This window comes from Janthinobacterium sp. 1_2014MBL_MicDiv (assembly GCF_001865675.1).
GTDB lineage: Bacteria > Pseudomonadota > Gammaproteobacteria > Burkholderiales > Burkholderiaceae_D > Janthinobacterium.
Genome location: NZ_CP011319.1, coordinates 3,210,072 through 3,225,078, shown reverse-complemented (window position 1 = coordinate 3,225,078; position 15,007 = coordinate 3,210,072). Strand labels below are relative to the sequence as shown.

General features: G+C 69.7%; 12 protein-coding genes. 8 read left to right on the top strand and 4 right to left on the bottom strand.

Annotated elements, in window-relative coordinates; genetic code table 11:
* Position 1: 1 nt before the first annotated feature.
* The 6 genes from YQ44_RS13975 to YQ44_RS13950 all read left to right on the top strand — a co-directional run bounded on the left by YQ44_RS13975 (position 2) and on the right by YQ44_RS13950 (position 9,025).
* On the top strand, positions 2–868 hold the full coding sequence (locus tag YQ44_RS13975) for a DotU family type IV/VI secretion system protein (protein ID WP_083411838.1): 867 nt from the start codon (positions 2–4) through the stop codon (positions 866–868).
* Positions 862–5,082 (top strand): type VI secretion system protein, encoded by a 4,221-nt coding sequence (locus YQ44_RS13970; RefSeq protein WP_071323899.1) that lies wholly within the window; start codon positions 862–864, stop codon positions 5,080–5,082. Before YQ44_RS13975 ends, YQ44_RS13970 begins: the two co-directional genes overlap by 7 nt.
* Positions 5,079–5,759 (top strand): formyltransferase family protein, encoded by a 681-nt coding sequence (locus YQ44_RS13965; protein ID WP_232251286.1) that lies wholly within the window; start codon positions 5,079–5,081, stop codon positions 5,757–5,759. Before YQ44_RS13970 ends, YQ44_RS13965 begins: the two co-directional genes overlap by 4 nt.
* Positions 5,760–5,830: 71 nt before the next feature.
* Positions 5,831–6,955 carry a type VI secretion system protein TssA gene (gene tssA / locus YQ44_RS13960; RefSeq protein ID WP_071326495.1) on the top strand — a complete coding sequence of 375 codons (1,125 nt, stop codon included), beginning with the start codon at positions 5,831–5,833 and terminating at the stop codon, positions 6,953–6,955.
* 100 nt (positions 6,956–7,055) lie between these two features.
* The gene (locus tag YQ44_RS13955) at positions 7,056–7,721 is read left to right on the top strand and encodes a response regulator (RefSeq protein ID WP_071323898.1); all 666 of its coding nucleotides are present in this window, start codon (positions 7,056–7,058) and stop codon (positions 7,719–7,721) included.
* Complete coding sequence (locus YQ44_RS13950) at positions 7,715–9,025, top strand: ATP-binding protein (protein WP_071323897.1); 1,311 nt, start codon at positions 7,715–7,717, stop codon at positions 9,023–9,025. The genes YQ44_RS13955 and YQ44_RS13950 overlap by 7 nt, the downstream gene beginning before the upstream one ends.
* 57 nt (positions 9,026–9,082) lie before the next feature.
* On the opposite strand, the gene YQ44_RS13945 is transcribed toward YQ44_RS13950, so the two are convergent.
* Complete coding sequence (locus YQ44_RS13945; protein WP_071323896.1) at positions 9,083–9,721, bottom strand: NAD(P)H-dependent oxidoreductase; 639 nt, start codon at positions 9,719–9,721, stop codon at positions 9,083–9,085.
* Between the two features lie 109 nt (positions 9,722–9,830).
* Positions 9,831–10,829, bottom strand: coding sequence for an aldo/keto reductase (locus tag YQ44_RS13940; RefSeq protein ID WP_071326494.1), 999 nt, complete (start codon positions 10,827–10,829; stop codon positions 9,831–9,833).
* A 102-nt stretch (positions 10,830–10,931) separates the two neighbouring features.
* Between YQ44_RS13940 and YQ44_RS13935 the strand changes: the two genes are divergently transcribed.
* Entirely contained in the window at positions 10,932–11,822 is an 891-nt protein-coding gene (locus YQ44_RS13935) for a LysR family transcriptional regulator (protein ID WP_071323895.1), read from the top strand.
* A 9-nt stretch (positions 11,823–11,831) separates the two neighbouring features.
* Here the strand turns inward: YQ44_RS13935 and YQ44_RS13930 are convergent, their stop codons facing one another.
* Both YQ44_RS13930 and YQ44_RS13925 read right to left on the bottom strand, forming a co-directional pair.
* Positions 11,832–12,917 carry an ATP-binding protein gene (locus YQ44_RS13930; RefSeq protein ID WP_071323894.1) on the bottom strand — a complete coding sequence of 362 codons (1,086 nt, stop codon included), beginning with the start codon at positions 12,915–12,917 and terminating at the stop codon, positions 11,832–11,834.
* Positions 12,917–13,666, bottom strand: coding sequence for a response regulator (locus YQ44_RS13925; RefSeq protein WP_071323893.1), 750 nt, complete (start codon positions 13,664–13,666; stop codon positions 12,917–12,919). The genes YQ44_RS13930 and YQ44_RS13925 overlap by 1 nt, the downstream gene beginning before the upstream one ends.
* Before the next feature lie 133 nt (positions 13,667–13,799).
* Here YQ44_RS13925 and YQ44_RS13920 point away from each other — a divergent pair, with 133 nt between their 5' ends.
* Positions 13,800–14,966, top strand: a complete 1,167-nt coding sequence (locus YQ44_RS13920) for an efflux RND transporter periplasmic adaptor subunit (protein WP_071323892.1) — start codon at positions 13,800–13,802, stop codon at positions 14,964–14,966.
* Positions 14,967–15,007 lie beyond the last annotated feature (41 nt).

Sequence of the window (15,007 nt, the reverse complement as noted above, 5' to 3'; positions counted from 1 at the left end):
CATGACACTCCAGGATACTGTCCATGGCGCGCACGGCGCCAGCGGCGCGGCGGCAGGCGCCGCGCGCCCTCTCGGCGGCGATGGCAACGACCTTGCCAGCGTCCAGTTCCGCGCCTTCGTGGCGCTGCTCAACCAGTCCGTTGCCGAGGGCGCGGCCCTGGGCGAGGCGGATGGCCGCGCCGGCGCGGAAGCGCTGAGCCGCAAGCTGAGCCAGCTGATCGAGCTGCAAACCCTGGAGGCGGGGCGGCAGGGCGGCAAGGCGGGCGCCGAGGCGGAATTGCAGGGACGCTTCCTGAAGGCGGCCCTGGCCGACGAAGTGCTGCTGCACACGGACTGGGCCGGGCGCACGCACTGGCGCCACGTGCTGCTCGAAGCGACGCTGTTCAATTCCGGCCACGCCGGCCAGCAGGTGTTCGCCGATATCGACCAGCTGCTGCGCGAGCGCGAACCGGCGCGCCGGGCCGTGGCGCGGCTGTACCTGTACCTGCTGTCGCTGGGCTTCCAGGGCCGCTACCGCGACGGCGCGGGCCTGGCGCAGATCGCCGACTACCGGCGCGAGCTGTTCCAGTTCGTCTACCAGCGCGCGCCCGACATGCGCGCGCGCGACGCCGTCCTCACCGAGCAGCCGTATGCGAGCACCCTGTCGTACAGCGGCGGGCGGCGCCTGTCCCGGCTGAGCCGGCGCGGCGCCATCCTGGTGCTGGTGCTGCTGATACTGCTGGGGATATCGGAAGTGTTGTGGCTATGGCAATCGTGGCCCGTGCGCAAGGCCCTCAGCGCGCCTGTCTCGCCGGCCATCGTGCACTTGCGGCCCGCGCCGCCGCTGGCGCTGCAAGCTGTCGCGCAGGGCGAGGTGGCGCCATGCTGAACTTCCTCTCCGATAACCTGGCCATCGCCGTGCTGCTGCTGGTGACCCTGCTGGTGCTGGTGCTGCTGGCCGTCGTCATCAGCGCGGCGCTGCGCAGCGGCGGCCAGGCCGCCACGGCGAATGCGGGCAGCAAGCTGCGCCTGCTGGGCTCCGAATCGCTGCGCCTGTCCTTCCGCCATGCGATCGAGCTGATCGAAGCCAATCTGGCCGAGCGCGCCGAGCGCTACAACCTGTCGTGGACCTTGCTGCTCAATGAAAGCACGGGCCGCGCCGTGCCGCTGGCGCAGTCCGGCCTGTCCAGCGCGCTGAGCGCCGACAGCAGCCTGACGGCGGCCGCCCAGGGCATCGCCTGGAATTTCTTCGACAAGGGCGTGGTGGTGCAGCTGCAGTCCGAGTACCTGGGCTCGCCCGATCCCGACAGCGCCGCCAGCAACGGCATCTGGGACGATTTCCTGGGACTGTGCCGCGCCTACCGGCCGCAGCGGCCCTTCGACGGCATCGTGCTGGCCATGCCGTGCGCGGCCCTGTTGGCCAGCGATCCGCAGGGCCAGCTGGAACTGGTGGCGCGCGCCAAGGCCATCCACCGGCGCCTGTGGCTGGCGCAGAACCGTCTGGCGCTGCGCTTTCCCATCCACCTGGTGGTGACCGAGTGCGAGGTGCTGCCGGGCTTTTCCACGTTCGGCGTGGCCTTGCCCGAGCCGATGCGCCGTTCCATCCTGGGCTGGGCATCGCCATATGAACTGGTGGCGCCGTTTCGCGTGCAGTGGGTTGACGCGGCGATGGACCAGATCGTCGGCGCCGTGGCCGACAGCTGCGCCGAACTGTGCGCGCTGGAGCAGGCCGACGCCGACAGCCGCGCGTATTTCCTCCTGCCCAGCGAGGTGGAGCGGCTGCGCGCAGGCCTGAAGGTGTTTTGCGAGGAGCTGATGCGGCCCAGCGCCTATCACGAGCCCTTCCTGCTGCGCGGCATCTACCTGACGGGCGACTGCAGCGACGAAGCCGCGCTGCTGGCCGCCACAGCCGGCGCGACCGCGGCGCCCGCATTGACAGACGGGGCGGAGCACACGCAGCTGGCGCTGGCCGGCGCGGGGGCGCAGGACGCGGCCGTCGCGGCGCCGCAGGACGGCATGCCCGTCTTTTTGCGCGATATCTTCGAACGCAAGATCTTTGCCGAAGTGGGCCTGGTGCAGGCGTCGTCGCAGCGTATGCGCCGGCCGGCCGTCGGCCGCCTGGCCTACTGGTCGGCGCTGCTGTTGCCGGCCCTGTGGGCGCTGGGCCTGATTGTTTCGAGCTTCCAGCTGCACCGGCTGGCCGGCGAAATGATCGTCTATCTCGATGCGCTGAACGGCGACGACCGCGCCAGCCTGCAAAGTGGCCGCGCGGCGGCCGGCTGGACGGCGGCCGCCGGCGGCGCTCCCAATGCCCAGCGCAGCCAGCAGCGCGCCGTCGACGCCTTGCTCAACATCGAACAGCTGGGCGAGGCGCATTTCAGCTCCCTTTTCATGCCCGGTTCCTGGCCCATCTTCGACGACTTGCACGACCGCGTGCAGCAGCGCCTGGAGCAGGGCTTCGCCGACAACGCCTTCGAAGCGCTGAGGCGTGCCGCCTTCGCGCAGCTGAGCCAGCTGACGGGCGTGCCGCGCGACCCGGCCACGGGCAGCCTGATCGCGGGCGCCCAGTGCACCTTGCCGGCGCGCTGGCATGAGCAGGCGGGCGTGCCGGCGCCCAGCGCGCTGAACCTGGAAGACTTGCCGCACTACCTGGCGATGCTGCAATACCTGGCGCGCATGGATGAACTGGACCGCGTCGTCAGCGCCATGCTGCGCCTGAAGGGCCCCAGTTCCGTGCCGGCCTCGGGCGACGACCTGGCGCTCGTCGTGCGCGTGCTGCTGGGCACGGAATTGAACGGCACGCCGGCCCGCACGGCCGCGCTGTTTCGCGAAGTGGCGCAAAACGTGCCGTCGCTGGCCATCGAGCCGATGCAGGAGGCGGCCCGCTGTTCGCTGCACCTGGCCAGCGGCGCCATGTACCGCCGCCTGTTCGACGAGAATGGCTTGCTGCGCGCCGAGCAGGCCGTGGCCGCCAGCACGGGCGGACTGTTCGACGGCGCACAGCGCAGCAGCGACCTCGACACCCAGCTGCGCCAGTGGCAAACCCTGCGCGCGGCGCTCGATGCGCAGCAAAGCCAGCTGATGGTGGGCAAGGGCGGCTGGATGCATCAAAGTAACCTGAACCTGGGCGCCGCGCACGACGCCATGCTCGAACGCATCGGTGCCAATTCGCTGCTGGGCAAGGTGGGCGCACAGGACAGCCGGCAGCTGGCGACGCAGGGCTTCGGCCGCTTCGTCATGGCCTGGGACGCCACCCTGGCCGCGCCCAACCCCGTCGACGCGGGCGGCCCCGGCCTGGCCTGGGCCGGCGCCACCGCCAGCTGGGCCTTCACGCCCGAACGCAAGGCCTTGCATGAAGCCGTGTCGGCGCTGATGGCGCCGCCGTACATGCGGGCCGAGACGCCCGTGCGCCTGCCTGACGTGCCAGCCGGCGCCACCATCCGCTGGGACAAGGCGCAGCTGGAGCGGGCCGCCAGCCTGGCCGAGGCGCGCAAGGCGTTCCAGGCGGGGCCGTACACGCGTTTGCCCAGCCGCTTGCAGCAGCCGGCCAGCGCCCTCGTCGACCAGGCCCTGGCCGGCAGCGTGCATGGCGCGCTGGCGCAGGCGCTGACGATTGCGGCGGCGGAATTGCCCAGCGCCGCCAGCGACGCCGACTATGCGAGCGTGCTGCGCGTGCGCGCCCGCCTGGAGGAGATGGGGGCGCGCCAGGCCGTGGCCGAAGTCGATACGGCGCTGGCGCGCGACGCCATGTCGCGCCTGCGTCGGCTGGACGAGGTGTTCACGGCGGGCGAGGTGTTCGTGCCGCGCGACCGCGCGTTCCAGGGCTGGAAGGGCGAGAAGGGTGCGCTGGTCGAGGCTTTCGCGGCTGGCGACGGGGCCGGCCTGAACGCTTACCTGGCGCAGCAGCAGGAATTCATCGAGATCCTCGGCAAGCAGGTCGAGGGCGTGCTGACGCAGCTGTCCGGCGCGGCCGCCAGCCAGCCGCTGGTGGCGCGCTGGCAAGCCATCCTGGCCGATTTGCGCCGCTACCGCCTGAAAAGTCCCACCAGTTCGCTGCTGGCGGTGGAACAGTTCATCCTCAACGGCAGCGCCGACATCGACCTGGCCAACTGCGCCGACAAGCTGGGCGCGCGCATGGCGCAGCGGCGCGGCGCCGACGTGTTTGCCGAGCGCCTGCATGGCCTGCAAAGCGGCTTGCTGGCGCGCTGCCGCGAACTGTCGGCCAGCCATTACCAGGGCGAGTGGGAGCGTTTCGCCGAGGTCTACAACCGCGACCTGGGGCGGCGCCTGCCGTTCGTCGCGCTGTCCGGCGCGGCGGGGACGCGCGGCCGCGCCAGCGACGCCGTGCCGGCCGACCGCGAGGAAGTGGGCGCCGTGATGAAGCTGTATGAACGGGCCAGCGCCGCCAGCGCGCAGGCCGAGCGCGAGCCGGGCCGGCCCGCCGTCAGCGCCGCCGTGCGCAAGGCCAACCTGCAGCTGCGCCGCGTGCGCGACGTGCTGGCGCCCCTGTATCCGGCCGAGGAGGGCCAGGCGGGCGGCCTCGACGTGACGGCGCAGTTCCGCGCCAATCCCGGCGCCGAGGCGGAAGGCAACAAGATCATCGAATGGACCCTGAGCATCGGCGGCGCCAGCGTGCGGCAGAACGAGGCCCCGCGCGCGCTGCGCTGGGAGCCGGGCATGGCCGTGCTGCTGTCCATGCGCCTGGCGCGCGACGGCACGGGCACGCCGAAGGCTGAAGCGGGCCAGTCGCACATGGCCGTGGCCGAGCGCACGGTCAGTTACCGTTTCGACGACCCGTGGGCCCTGTTCTCGTTCATCGGCGCGTATCGCGAGGAAGAGGCGCCGGGCAGCGACGGGCGTGCGCCGCTGCTGCGTTTCGAGTTTCCGTTGGCCAATACCGACGCCACGGGCAGAGTGCCCGCCGCCGACAGCCGCGCCCGCGTCTTCGTGCGCCTGGCCGTCAGCGCGCCGGGCAAGCGCACGCCGCTGGCCTGGCCGGCCGTGTTTCCGGTCCAGGCGCCGGCCTGGCAGGAAGCGGCCTTGCCCGCCACGGGCGGCGCCGCCGACAGGCTCAGTATGCAGGCCGACAGGGGCGAGCGGTGAGCGCCGCCGACCGGGGGCATGCGGGCGGGGCGCCCGTGCGGGTGGCCGTGTTCGGCAGCTTTTACCGGGGTTTTCACGTGCTCAGCGAATTGCTGAAAGGCCCGCTGGCGCCGCGCATCGAGGTGGTCGGCGTGGCCACCGATGACCCGCGCGTGGGCTTTGTCAGCCGCGAGCGGCGCGTCTGGTCGTATCCGCACAGCGCGGACGAGGAGGCGATGGTGGCGCGCCTGGCGGCCGCGCACGGCTTGCCGGCCTACCGGGGCCGCGTGAAGAGCGAGGAGTTTTACCGCCTGTACGAGCGCGAGTGGCGCCCCGAGCTGTGCATCGCGGCCACCTTCGGCCAGCAGTTCGACGCGCGCCTGCACCGCTTCCCGCGCCATGGCTTCTACAACCTGCACCCGTGCGTGGACGATGGCTGGCCGTCGGCCTACGCGGGACCGAACCCGTTCCAGGCCCTGCTCGACGATGGCGCCGACCATGCCGTCATCGCCCTGCATGAAGTGGACGACGGCTTCGACACGGGCCGGCTGGTGGCGCTGTCGGACAAGATCTACTTTCCGCCGGCCGCCTCGGTGGTCGACCTGCACAAGAGTACCTCGCCGCTGGCGGCCAAGTTCCTGGCGCAGCAGGTGGCCAGGCTGATCGACGCCGCGCAGGCCCGCCATGCAGCCGCCTGACGATGGCGCCCGCTTCCTCCTTCCTGGCGCGGCTGTTCCTGACACGCCAGCTCAACCGAAAAGACACGACCATGCACGCCATTCCTGATTTCCTGCTCAGCGCCGCCGACCAGCAACGCCTGGACGCCTTGCTGGCCCCCCTGTCGCCCGAGGCGCCGTGCGGCGAGTCGGCCCGCTACGACGCCGTCTGCATGGAGATCCGCCTGCTGCGCGAGGAGGATGACCCCAGCCTGCCGATGGGGCAATGGGAGCGCCCGCTCAAGCGCGCCGACTGGGCGCTGATCGAACAGCATTGCGGCGAGGTGTTGACGGCGCGCTCGAAGGATGTGCAGATCGCCGCCTGGCTGGCCGAGGCGTGGCTGCGCCAGCGCGGCTTTGCCGGCCTGTATCACGGCCTGCGCCTGGTCGACGCCTTGCTGCGCGATTACTGGCCGGACGTGCATCCGCTGATCGACGACGACGGCGACGCCGATGCGCGCCTGGCGCCGCTCGAGTGGCTGAATGAGTCGCTGAGCGTGAGCGTGCGCCTGCATGCGCCCCTGCTGGTACTGGGCGGCAAGCTGCCGCCGCTGACCCTGGCCGACTGGGAGCGCATGACGGCGCAGGACGTGGCGCCCGTGCCTGGCGAGCGCGCCGATGCGGGCGCGGGCGAGGATGCGCCGCTGACGCGCGCCGACATCGTGTTCGCGGCGGCGCAGATGGGCGGCGAGCTGGCGCGCGTGGGCGCCGCCGTCGCGCACGGCCTCGATTGCCTCGACGGCATGGCGGACTTCCTCGACACGCGCCTGGGCGAACAGGCGCCACGGCTGCTGAAGCTGCGCGGCGTGCTGGAAACCGTCCAGCGCGTGCTGCTGCAACTGCAGGACGAGCAAGCGCTGGACCCGGTGCCGGACGAGGCGGAAGCGGAGCTGGCCGCTTGCGCCGCGCCGGACGGCGGCGATGCGGCACCGGCGGCCGCGCCGGCCGCCGGCCCGGCGCCCATGGCCGCGCGCTGGCGCAACCGCACGGAAGCCTACGCCACGCTCGAGGCGCTGGCCGAATACCTGGCGCAGATCGAGCCGCACAGCCCGACCCCGTTCCTCATCCGCCGCGCCGTCAACTGGGGCCGCATGCCGCTGCCCGAGGTGATCGCGGAAATCATCCGCGAGGAGGGCGACTTGAACCGCCTGGTGAATGTGCTGGGCATACGCCTGTAAAACGCGGCGGCATGAGGCCTGCGAGCGGGCGCCACGGCAACGGCCTGGCGTCATCCACGGTAAGATATGGGCATTTTTAGCCATTGTGTGAGGGACCGGGGTGCGCGTGTTGCTGGTGGAAGACGATCCGATGATCGGGGAAAGCATGGTCGAGGGCTTGCTTGGCGAGTGCTATGCCGTGGACTGGGTGCGCGATGGCCACGATGCGGAGCTGGCGCTGGCCGGCTTCGCCTACGACCTGATGCTGCTGGACCTGGGCTTGCCCGGCAAGGAGGGCATGGAGGTGCTGCGCGCCACGCGCAGGCGCGGCGCCGACTTGCCCGTGCTGATCATCACGGCGCGCGACGACACGCCGGCCCGCGTCGAGGGGCTCGACAGCGGCGCCGACGATTACCTGGTAAAACCGTTCGACCTCGACGAGTTGCTGGCACGCATACGCGCGCTGCTGCGCCGCAGGGTCAGCCGTTCGCGCTCCATCATCGAGCACGGCGCGCTGACGCTGGACCTGGCCAGCCATGACGTCACGTTCGAAGGCGAGCAGATCAAGCTGCCGCCGCGCGAGTTTTCCGTGCTGCGCGCCTTGCTCGACGATCCGGGCAAGGTGGTGTCGAAGCGCCAGCTGGGCGAAAAGCTGTATGGCTGGGACAGCGAAGTGGAAAGCAATACCGTCGACGTGTATGTGTACCAGCTGCGCAGGAAGTTCGGCGCGGACTGCATCCAGACCGTGCGCGGCGTCGGTTACAAGATGCGCGTGGCGCCATGCTGAGCATCCGCCGCCAGTTGCTGCTCGGCTTGTTGGCCGCCACCTTGCTGTGCGTGCTCGGTGCGGGCATTTCACTGTTCCGCTCGCTGCTGGAAGAAACCAATGAACTGGCCGACTTGCAGCTGCGCCAGCTGGCCGTGGCCTTGCCCGACGAGTTCGAACCGCAGACGGGCATGCCCGCCGCGCAGGATCCGGAAGAAGCATTCGTGCTGCAGGCGTGGGACGAGGCGGGCCAGCCATTGCCCGTTTTGCCGGGCCAGTCACCACTGCCGCGCTATGCGCTGGCCGGTTTTGCCGACGTCCTGGTGCAGGGCGAGGACTGGCGCCTGTACGGCGAGACGCGGCGCGGCCGTTACGTGCAGGTGGCGCAGGCGCAGGCCGTGCGCGACCAGCTGGCGTGGCAGATGACCATGCGCGCCGGCGCGCCGCTGCTGGTGTTCGCGCTGATCCTGGCGCTGCTGATCGTCGCCGTGGTGGGTCGGGCGCTGGCGCCGCTGCACCGGCTGGCCGCATCGGTGGCGGGCCGCTCGCCGGATGCGCTCACGCCGCTGGCGGCCGACGACATGCCGCCCGAACTGCGGCCCGTGGCGCTGGCGCTGAATGGACTGATGGGGCAGTTCGAGGCGGCGCTGACGGCGCAGCGCACCTTTGTCGCCGATGCCGCGCACGAATTACGCTCGCCGCTGACGGCGCTGAAGCTGCAGTTGCAGCTGGCCGAACGGGCCAGCGGCGAGGCGGCGCGGGCGGCCGCGCTGGCCAGGCTGCACGAGCGGCTCGACCGCAGCACCCACCTCGTGCGCCAGCTGCTGAGTCTGGCGCGCCACGAGACGGCGCTGACGGCCAGCCAGCTGCAGTCTGTCGATCTGGGGCAATTGCTGGAAGCGGCCGTGGCCGACCACAGCGCGCTGGCCGACAGCCGCGACATCGACCTGGGTGTGGTTGAAACATTGCCGACCAGGGTGATGGTGAAAGCCGACCCGGATGGCTTGCAAGTCTTGCTGAACAACCTGATCGACAATGCCTTGCGCTACACGCAGCAGGGCGGCAGGGTCGACCTGCAGGCGGCGCAGGAAGATGGCCGGCCGCTGCTGCGCGTGCGCGATAACGGTCCCGGCGTGCCGTTGCAGCACCATGCGCGCCTGTTCGATCGTTTCTTCCGGCCCGATGGCAACGATGCCTGGGGCTGCGGCCTGGGCCTGTCCATCGTGCGCCACATCGCCGAGCACCACCGGGCCGACATCGCGCTGGCCGACGGCGAGGCGGGACGGGGACTGTGCGTGACGGTGCGCTTTCCGCAGGCGGCGTGAACGAAAAAAAAGCGGATGCCGTTGCCGGCATCCGCTTTTTCGAGAGGCGCGGTGTGCTTACGCCAGTTCGGTGATGAACTGCCCGCGCGCCGGGCGCACTTTTTTCAGGTCGACCAGCCAGTCGCCTTCATCGGCGCGGTAGCCGAGCGGCAGCATGACGACCGAACGCAGGCCTTTTGCGCGCAGGCCGAGGATTTCATCGACCTTGGCCGGGTCGAAACCTTCCATCGGCGTCGAGTCGACTTTTTCCTGCGCTGCGGCGATCAGGGCCGTGCCCACGCCGATGTAGGCCTGGCGCGCCGCGTGCTGGTAGTTGGTCTCGGCGTCGCGCTGCGGATACGTGGCGAGGATTTGCTGGCGGTACGCTTCCCAGCCTTCGTTCTTGAAGCCGCGCACGGTGTTGACGAGGTCAAACATCTTGTTGATGCGCTCGACCGTGTAATTGTCCCAGGCGGCAAACACCAGCAAATGCGAGGCGTCCGTCACTTGCGACTGGTTCCACGCATGCGGCTTGATCTGCTCGCGCAGGGCCGGATTCGTCACCACGAACACTTCATAGGGATGCAGCCCGCTGGAGCTGGCCGTCAGGCGCACGGCTTCCAGGATGCGCTCGACCTTGTCTTGCGGCACCGTTTTCGTCGGGTCCATTTTCTTGGTGGCGTAGCGCCATTGCAGTGTTTCGAGCAAATCGGACATATAAATCCCTTTCATAATGAATAGTTCAGATTGGAAATGATAGCGGATTCAGCCATTTCAAGTGCGGCGGGTAAAAAGAAACTTGTATAGCGCACTCAAGCATGGTTGTCTACAGGCCAAGCATGTCCAGCTCATGCCGCGGGTAGCGCGCGCCCTGCACGGCGGTGGGCGCGATGGCGGCGCCGATGGCGGCCAGCTCGCTGTCGCTCAGGACGATCTGCGCGGCGGCGACGTTCTCTTCCAGGTGCGCCAGGCTGCGGGCGCCGGGAATCGGCACGATGTCGCCGCCTTGCGCCAGCAGCCAGGCCAGGGCCAGCTGCGCCGCCGTGGCGCCGCGCGCGGCGGCCAGGCGTTGCAGCGCGGCCACCAGGCGCCCGTTGGCGGCCATGGCTTGCGGCTGGAAACGGGGCAAGCTATGGCGATAGTCGTCGGGCGCCAGCGCGGCGCTGGAAGCGAGCTTGCCGGTCAGGAAGCCGCGTCCCAGCGGGCTGTAGGGCACGAAGCCGATGCCCAGCGCGCGGCAGGCGGGCAGCACGTCCGCTTCCACGTCGCGGCTCCACAGCGCATATTCGGATTGCACGGCCGCGATCGGATGCACGGCGTGGGCGCGGCGCAGGGTGGCGGCCGACACTTCCGACAGTCCCAGGTGGCGCACCTTGCCCGCCCGCACCAGCCCGGCCATGGCGCCGACGACGTCCTCGATGGGCACGGCGGGGTCCACGCGGTGCTGGTACAGCAGGTCGATGCAGTCGACGCCCAGCCGGGACAGCGACGCTTCCACCACCTGGACGATGTGTTCCGGGCGGCTGTCCACGCCGGCCATGCGTTCCACGCCCTGGCCGTGCGGCAGGATGCGGAAGCCGAACTTGGTGGCTATGCTGACCTTGCCGCGCAGCTGTTTCAGGGCGCGCCCCACCAGCGCCTCGTTGGCGTAGGGGCCGTATACTTCGGCCGTGTCGATCAGGGTGACGCCCAGTTCCACGGCGCGGTGCAGCACGCGCAAGGCGCTTGCCTCGTCGGCGCCGCCGTAGGCAAAGCTCATGCCCATGCAGCCCAGGCCGATGGGTGCGACGCTCAGGCCCGATGTGCCCAGTGTGCGGTATTCCATGGTCATTCCTCTTCAAAAAAAGATGCAATGAGTATGGAGCAGGCAACAGCATGCGATAAGATCGCTTATCCTGCATGTATTACTGAATTTTTCTCATGAATAATGGCCGACCTGAATGAATTGACGGCTTTTGCCGCCGTCGCCCGCCTGCGCAGCTTTCGCAAGGCGGCGCTGGAGCGCGGCGTGTCCGCTTCCGCCCTCAGCCATGCGCTGCGCGCGCTGGAAGAGCGCCTGGGCGTGCGCCTGCTGAACCGCAGCACGCGCAGCGTCACGCCGACGCAGGCGGGGCAGCAGCTGCTGGCGCGGCTGGAACCGGCCATGCGCGAAATCACGGATGCCTTGCTGGACTTGAGCACGCTGCAGGATGTTCCTGCAGGCAAGCTGCGCCTGAACGTGCCGCGCCCGGCCGCCCGGCTGCTGCTGGGGCCCATGCTGGCGTCGTTCGTGGCGCGCCATCCGCGCGTGCAGGTCGAGCTGGTCACCGATGACGGCATGATCGATATCGTGCGCGACGGCTTCGATGCGGGCATCCGCTTCGGCGAGTACGTGGCGGCGGACATGATCGCCGTGCCCGTGGGTGCGCCGCAGCCTTTCGTGGTGGTGGCGTCGCCGGCCTATCTGGCGGCCCATGGCGCGCCGGCCACGCCGCGCGCGCTGCTGGCGCATGCCTGCATTGTCCGGCGCTTTCCCAGCGGGCGCGAGTATGCGTGGGAGTTCGAACAGGCCGGCGAGGGCGTCAGCATCGCCGTCGGCGGCCCGCTGGTATTTGACGACGATGAGCTGATGCTGCGCGCGGCCCGCGACGGCGCCGGGCTGGCGTATGTGTACGAGGCCGATGCGCGCGCGGACATCGCGGCCGGGCGGCTGGCGTGCGTGCTGGAAGGCTGGTTGCCGCCGCCGCCCCGTTACTTCCTGTACTACCCGAGCCGGCGGCAGATGCCGGCCGTGTTGCGCGCCTTTGTCGACATGCTGCGCGCGGACGGCGGCGCGTAGCCGGCGTGCTCAGCCAGCGGCTGGCGGCGCGCCATGCTCGACCGGCCATTTCACTGTAAACAGGGTGCCGCCTGCCGCGCCGCGGGCGCAGGCCGCGCTGCCGCCGTGCGCGCGGGCGATGGCCTCGACCACGGCCAGTCCCAGGCCGCTGCCCGCGTGCAGGTCGACCCGCGCGCTGTCGCCGCGGCGGAACGCCTCGAACACATGCGGCGCCAGTTCGTCCGGGATGCCGGGACCCGCATCCTCGACGCTGAGGAAATACTGGCCGGCCTGCACGCGGGTGCGCACGCGCAGCAGCCCCGGATGCGCATAGCGGCGCGCGTTGTCGAGCAGGGCCAGCACGATTTGCCGGATGCGCGCCGCGTCGCAGCAGACGGGATGGTCGGACAGCTGCAATTGCAGCACAAAGCCGGCCGCTTCCATGTCCGGCGCCAGCAGGCGGCCCACTTCCTCGATTTCCAGGGTCAGGTCCGTCCACGCCATGCGCAGCTGCATGTAGCCGCTGTCGGCCAGGCTCAGGGTGCGCAAGTCCTCGATCAGGCGGCCCAGGTCCTCGACTTGCGCCAGCAGGCTGGAAAACGGCACTTCCTCGGGCTTGAAGACGCCATCGACGACGCCTTGCAGGGTGCCGCGCAGGATGGTCACGGGCGTGCGCAGTTCGTGCGCGATGGCCGCGTTCCACGTTTCGCTTTCCTTGGCCGCCCGCTGCAGGCGTTCGGCCATGCTGTTGAAGTCATCGACCAGCATGGCCGTTTCGCCCAGGCTGCGGTCGCCCGCGAAAGCGCGCGCGGACAGGTCGCCATGGGCCACGCGGCGCACGCTGTCCATCACGGAATTGATCGGTTTTAAAATACGCGAAGCGAGCTTGATGGCAAAGAAGGCGGCCAGCAGCAAGCCGAAGATGGTGATGGCAAAGATCCACAGCCATTCCGCCGTCGTCGGCGACCAGTCGTCCGGCTCGGACAGCATGCCGGGATCGATCTTGAAGGCGACGGCAAAGAAGATCCAGGAACCGATCCAGATGAGCAGGATGCTGCACACCATCAGCACGGACATCGACAGCACGATCTGCCGGTTCAGGCCGGTAAAGCGCATCAGGCGTCGCTTTCCAGGCGGTAGCCGACGCCGCGCAGGCTGGCCGGCATGTTCATGACGCCGGCTTCCTCGAGCTTCTTGCGCAGCTTGCTGACATGGCTGTCCACCGTGCGTTCCAGCGAATTGCTTTCAGGCATGCACGCTTCCAGCAGTTCCAGGCGGCTGCAGACGCGGCGCGGCGTGCGCGCCAGGTGCGCCAGCAGGCGAAATTCCGTCAGGGTCAGGCTCAGCGGCACGGGCGTGCCGTGGCGCAGCACGCTGGCCACATAGGTTTCCTGGTCGATATCGATGGGGCCGCAGCGCAGGCGCTGGCCGCCGACCGGGTGATGGCGCACGCGCGAACGGCGCAGCACGGCGGCCACGCGGGCCACCACTTCGGCCGGATTGAAGGGCTTGATGATGTAGTCGTCGGCGCCCACGCGCAGGGCGGCCAGCTTGTCGGCGTCCTGGTCGCGCGCCGTCAGCATGATGACGGGGGTCTCGCCGCGCCGCCGCACTTCCGTCAGCACGCCCCAGCCGTCGACCTGCGGCATCTGCACGTCGAGCAGCAGCAGGTCCGGCGCCAGCGCCAGGTGCTGGTTCAGCGCTTCGCGCCCGTCCAGCGCGAAAGCCGTGCGGTAGCCGTCGCGCTCGAGGTAGCCGGCCAGGATGCGGGCGATCTGCGGTTCATCTTCGGCGATCAGGACGAGGGCGGCGGGCGGGGTGGTGGCAAGGAACGATGGTTGGCTGGAGCTGTGGAGATAGTTCATGCAAATAGTCTAGCATTCTTCGCGCTCTCCATCGAATCTCCACATTTCTTTGACGGAACATCCATGCTGGCCTTTTATGCTCTGGTTATCTGTCGACCGGACCGCCGGTTGGGATCAGCCATAGAGAAAAGTCATGCCAGTAAAGTACTTCACCAGGAAAAATAGTTTGATTACCGCGGCGCTGCTCAGCCTGGCCGCCTGTTCCCAGCCCGCGCCCGAGGAAGGGGCCGCGCCGCCTGCCGCCGTGACGGTGCTCAAGCTGCACGCCGCGCCCGTGGTGCTCAGCGACGAATTGCCGGGCAGGGTGGCCGCGTTCCGCACGGCCGACATCCGCCCGCAGGTGGGCGGCATCGTGCTGCGCCGCCAGTTCGAGCAGGGCGCCGACGTGAAGGCGGGGCAGAAGCTGTTCCAGCTCAATCCGGCGCCATTCCAGGCCGACGTCGATTCGGCCGCCGCCGCCCTGCAGCATGCGGTGGCCACGGCGAACCGCGCCAGCAGCCAGGCCGAGCGCCTGAAGCCGCTGGTCGAGGCGGACGCCATCAGCCGCCAGGCGTATGACGACGCCGTGGCGCAGCGCGAGCAAGCCGTGGCCACCGTGGCGCAGTCGCGCGCGACCCTGGCGCGGCGCCGCCTGGACCTGGCCTTTGCCAGCATCGAGGCGCCGATTGCCGGGCGCATCGGCTCCGAACTGGTGACCGAGGGCGCGCTCGTTGGCCTGGCGGACGCGGCGCCGATGGCGCGCATCCAGCAGATCGACAAGGTGTATGTCGACGTGCGCCAGCCGGCCGCCGCGCTGGCCGCGCTGCAGGCCGCAGGTTCGGACGGTACGGGCGGCGCCGACAAGCTGCCCGTGACCATCCTCGGTGCCGATGGCCGGCCGCATCCCGTCACGGGACGCATCCTGTTCTCCGGCATCAGCATCGATGCGGGCACGGGAGACGCCACCATCCGCGTGCTGGTCGACAATCCGCAGCGCCAGCTCTTGCCGGGGATGTTCGTGCGCGCGCGCATCGCCCGCGCCGTGCAGGCCGACGGCGTGCTCGTGCCGCAGCAGGCCGTCTTGCGCAGCAGCGATGGCCAGGCGCAGGCCTGGGTGCTCGATGGCACGAACAAGGCCAGCCTGAAACCGATCGCCGTGGGCGACGTCGTCAACCACCAGTATGTGGTCAACGGCGGACTGAAGGCGGGCGAAACCGTCGTCATCGAAGGCCAGGAACGCCTGCAGCCGGGCGCCACGGCCGCGCCGCAACCGTGGAAGCCAGCCGTCGTGGCAAGCGCTGCTGCCGCCAAGACGCGTTGATCCGTATTCATTGAAAGCGTACTTGTTGAAAGTTTAATTAC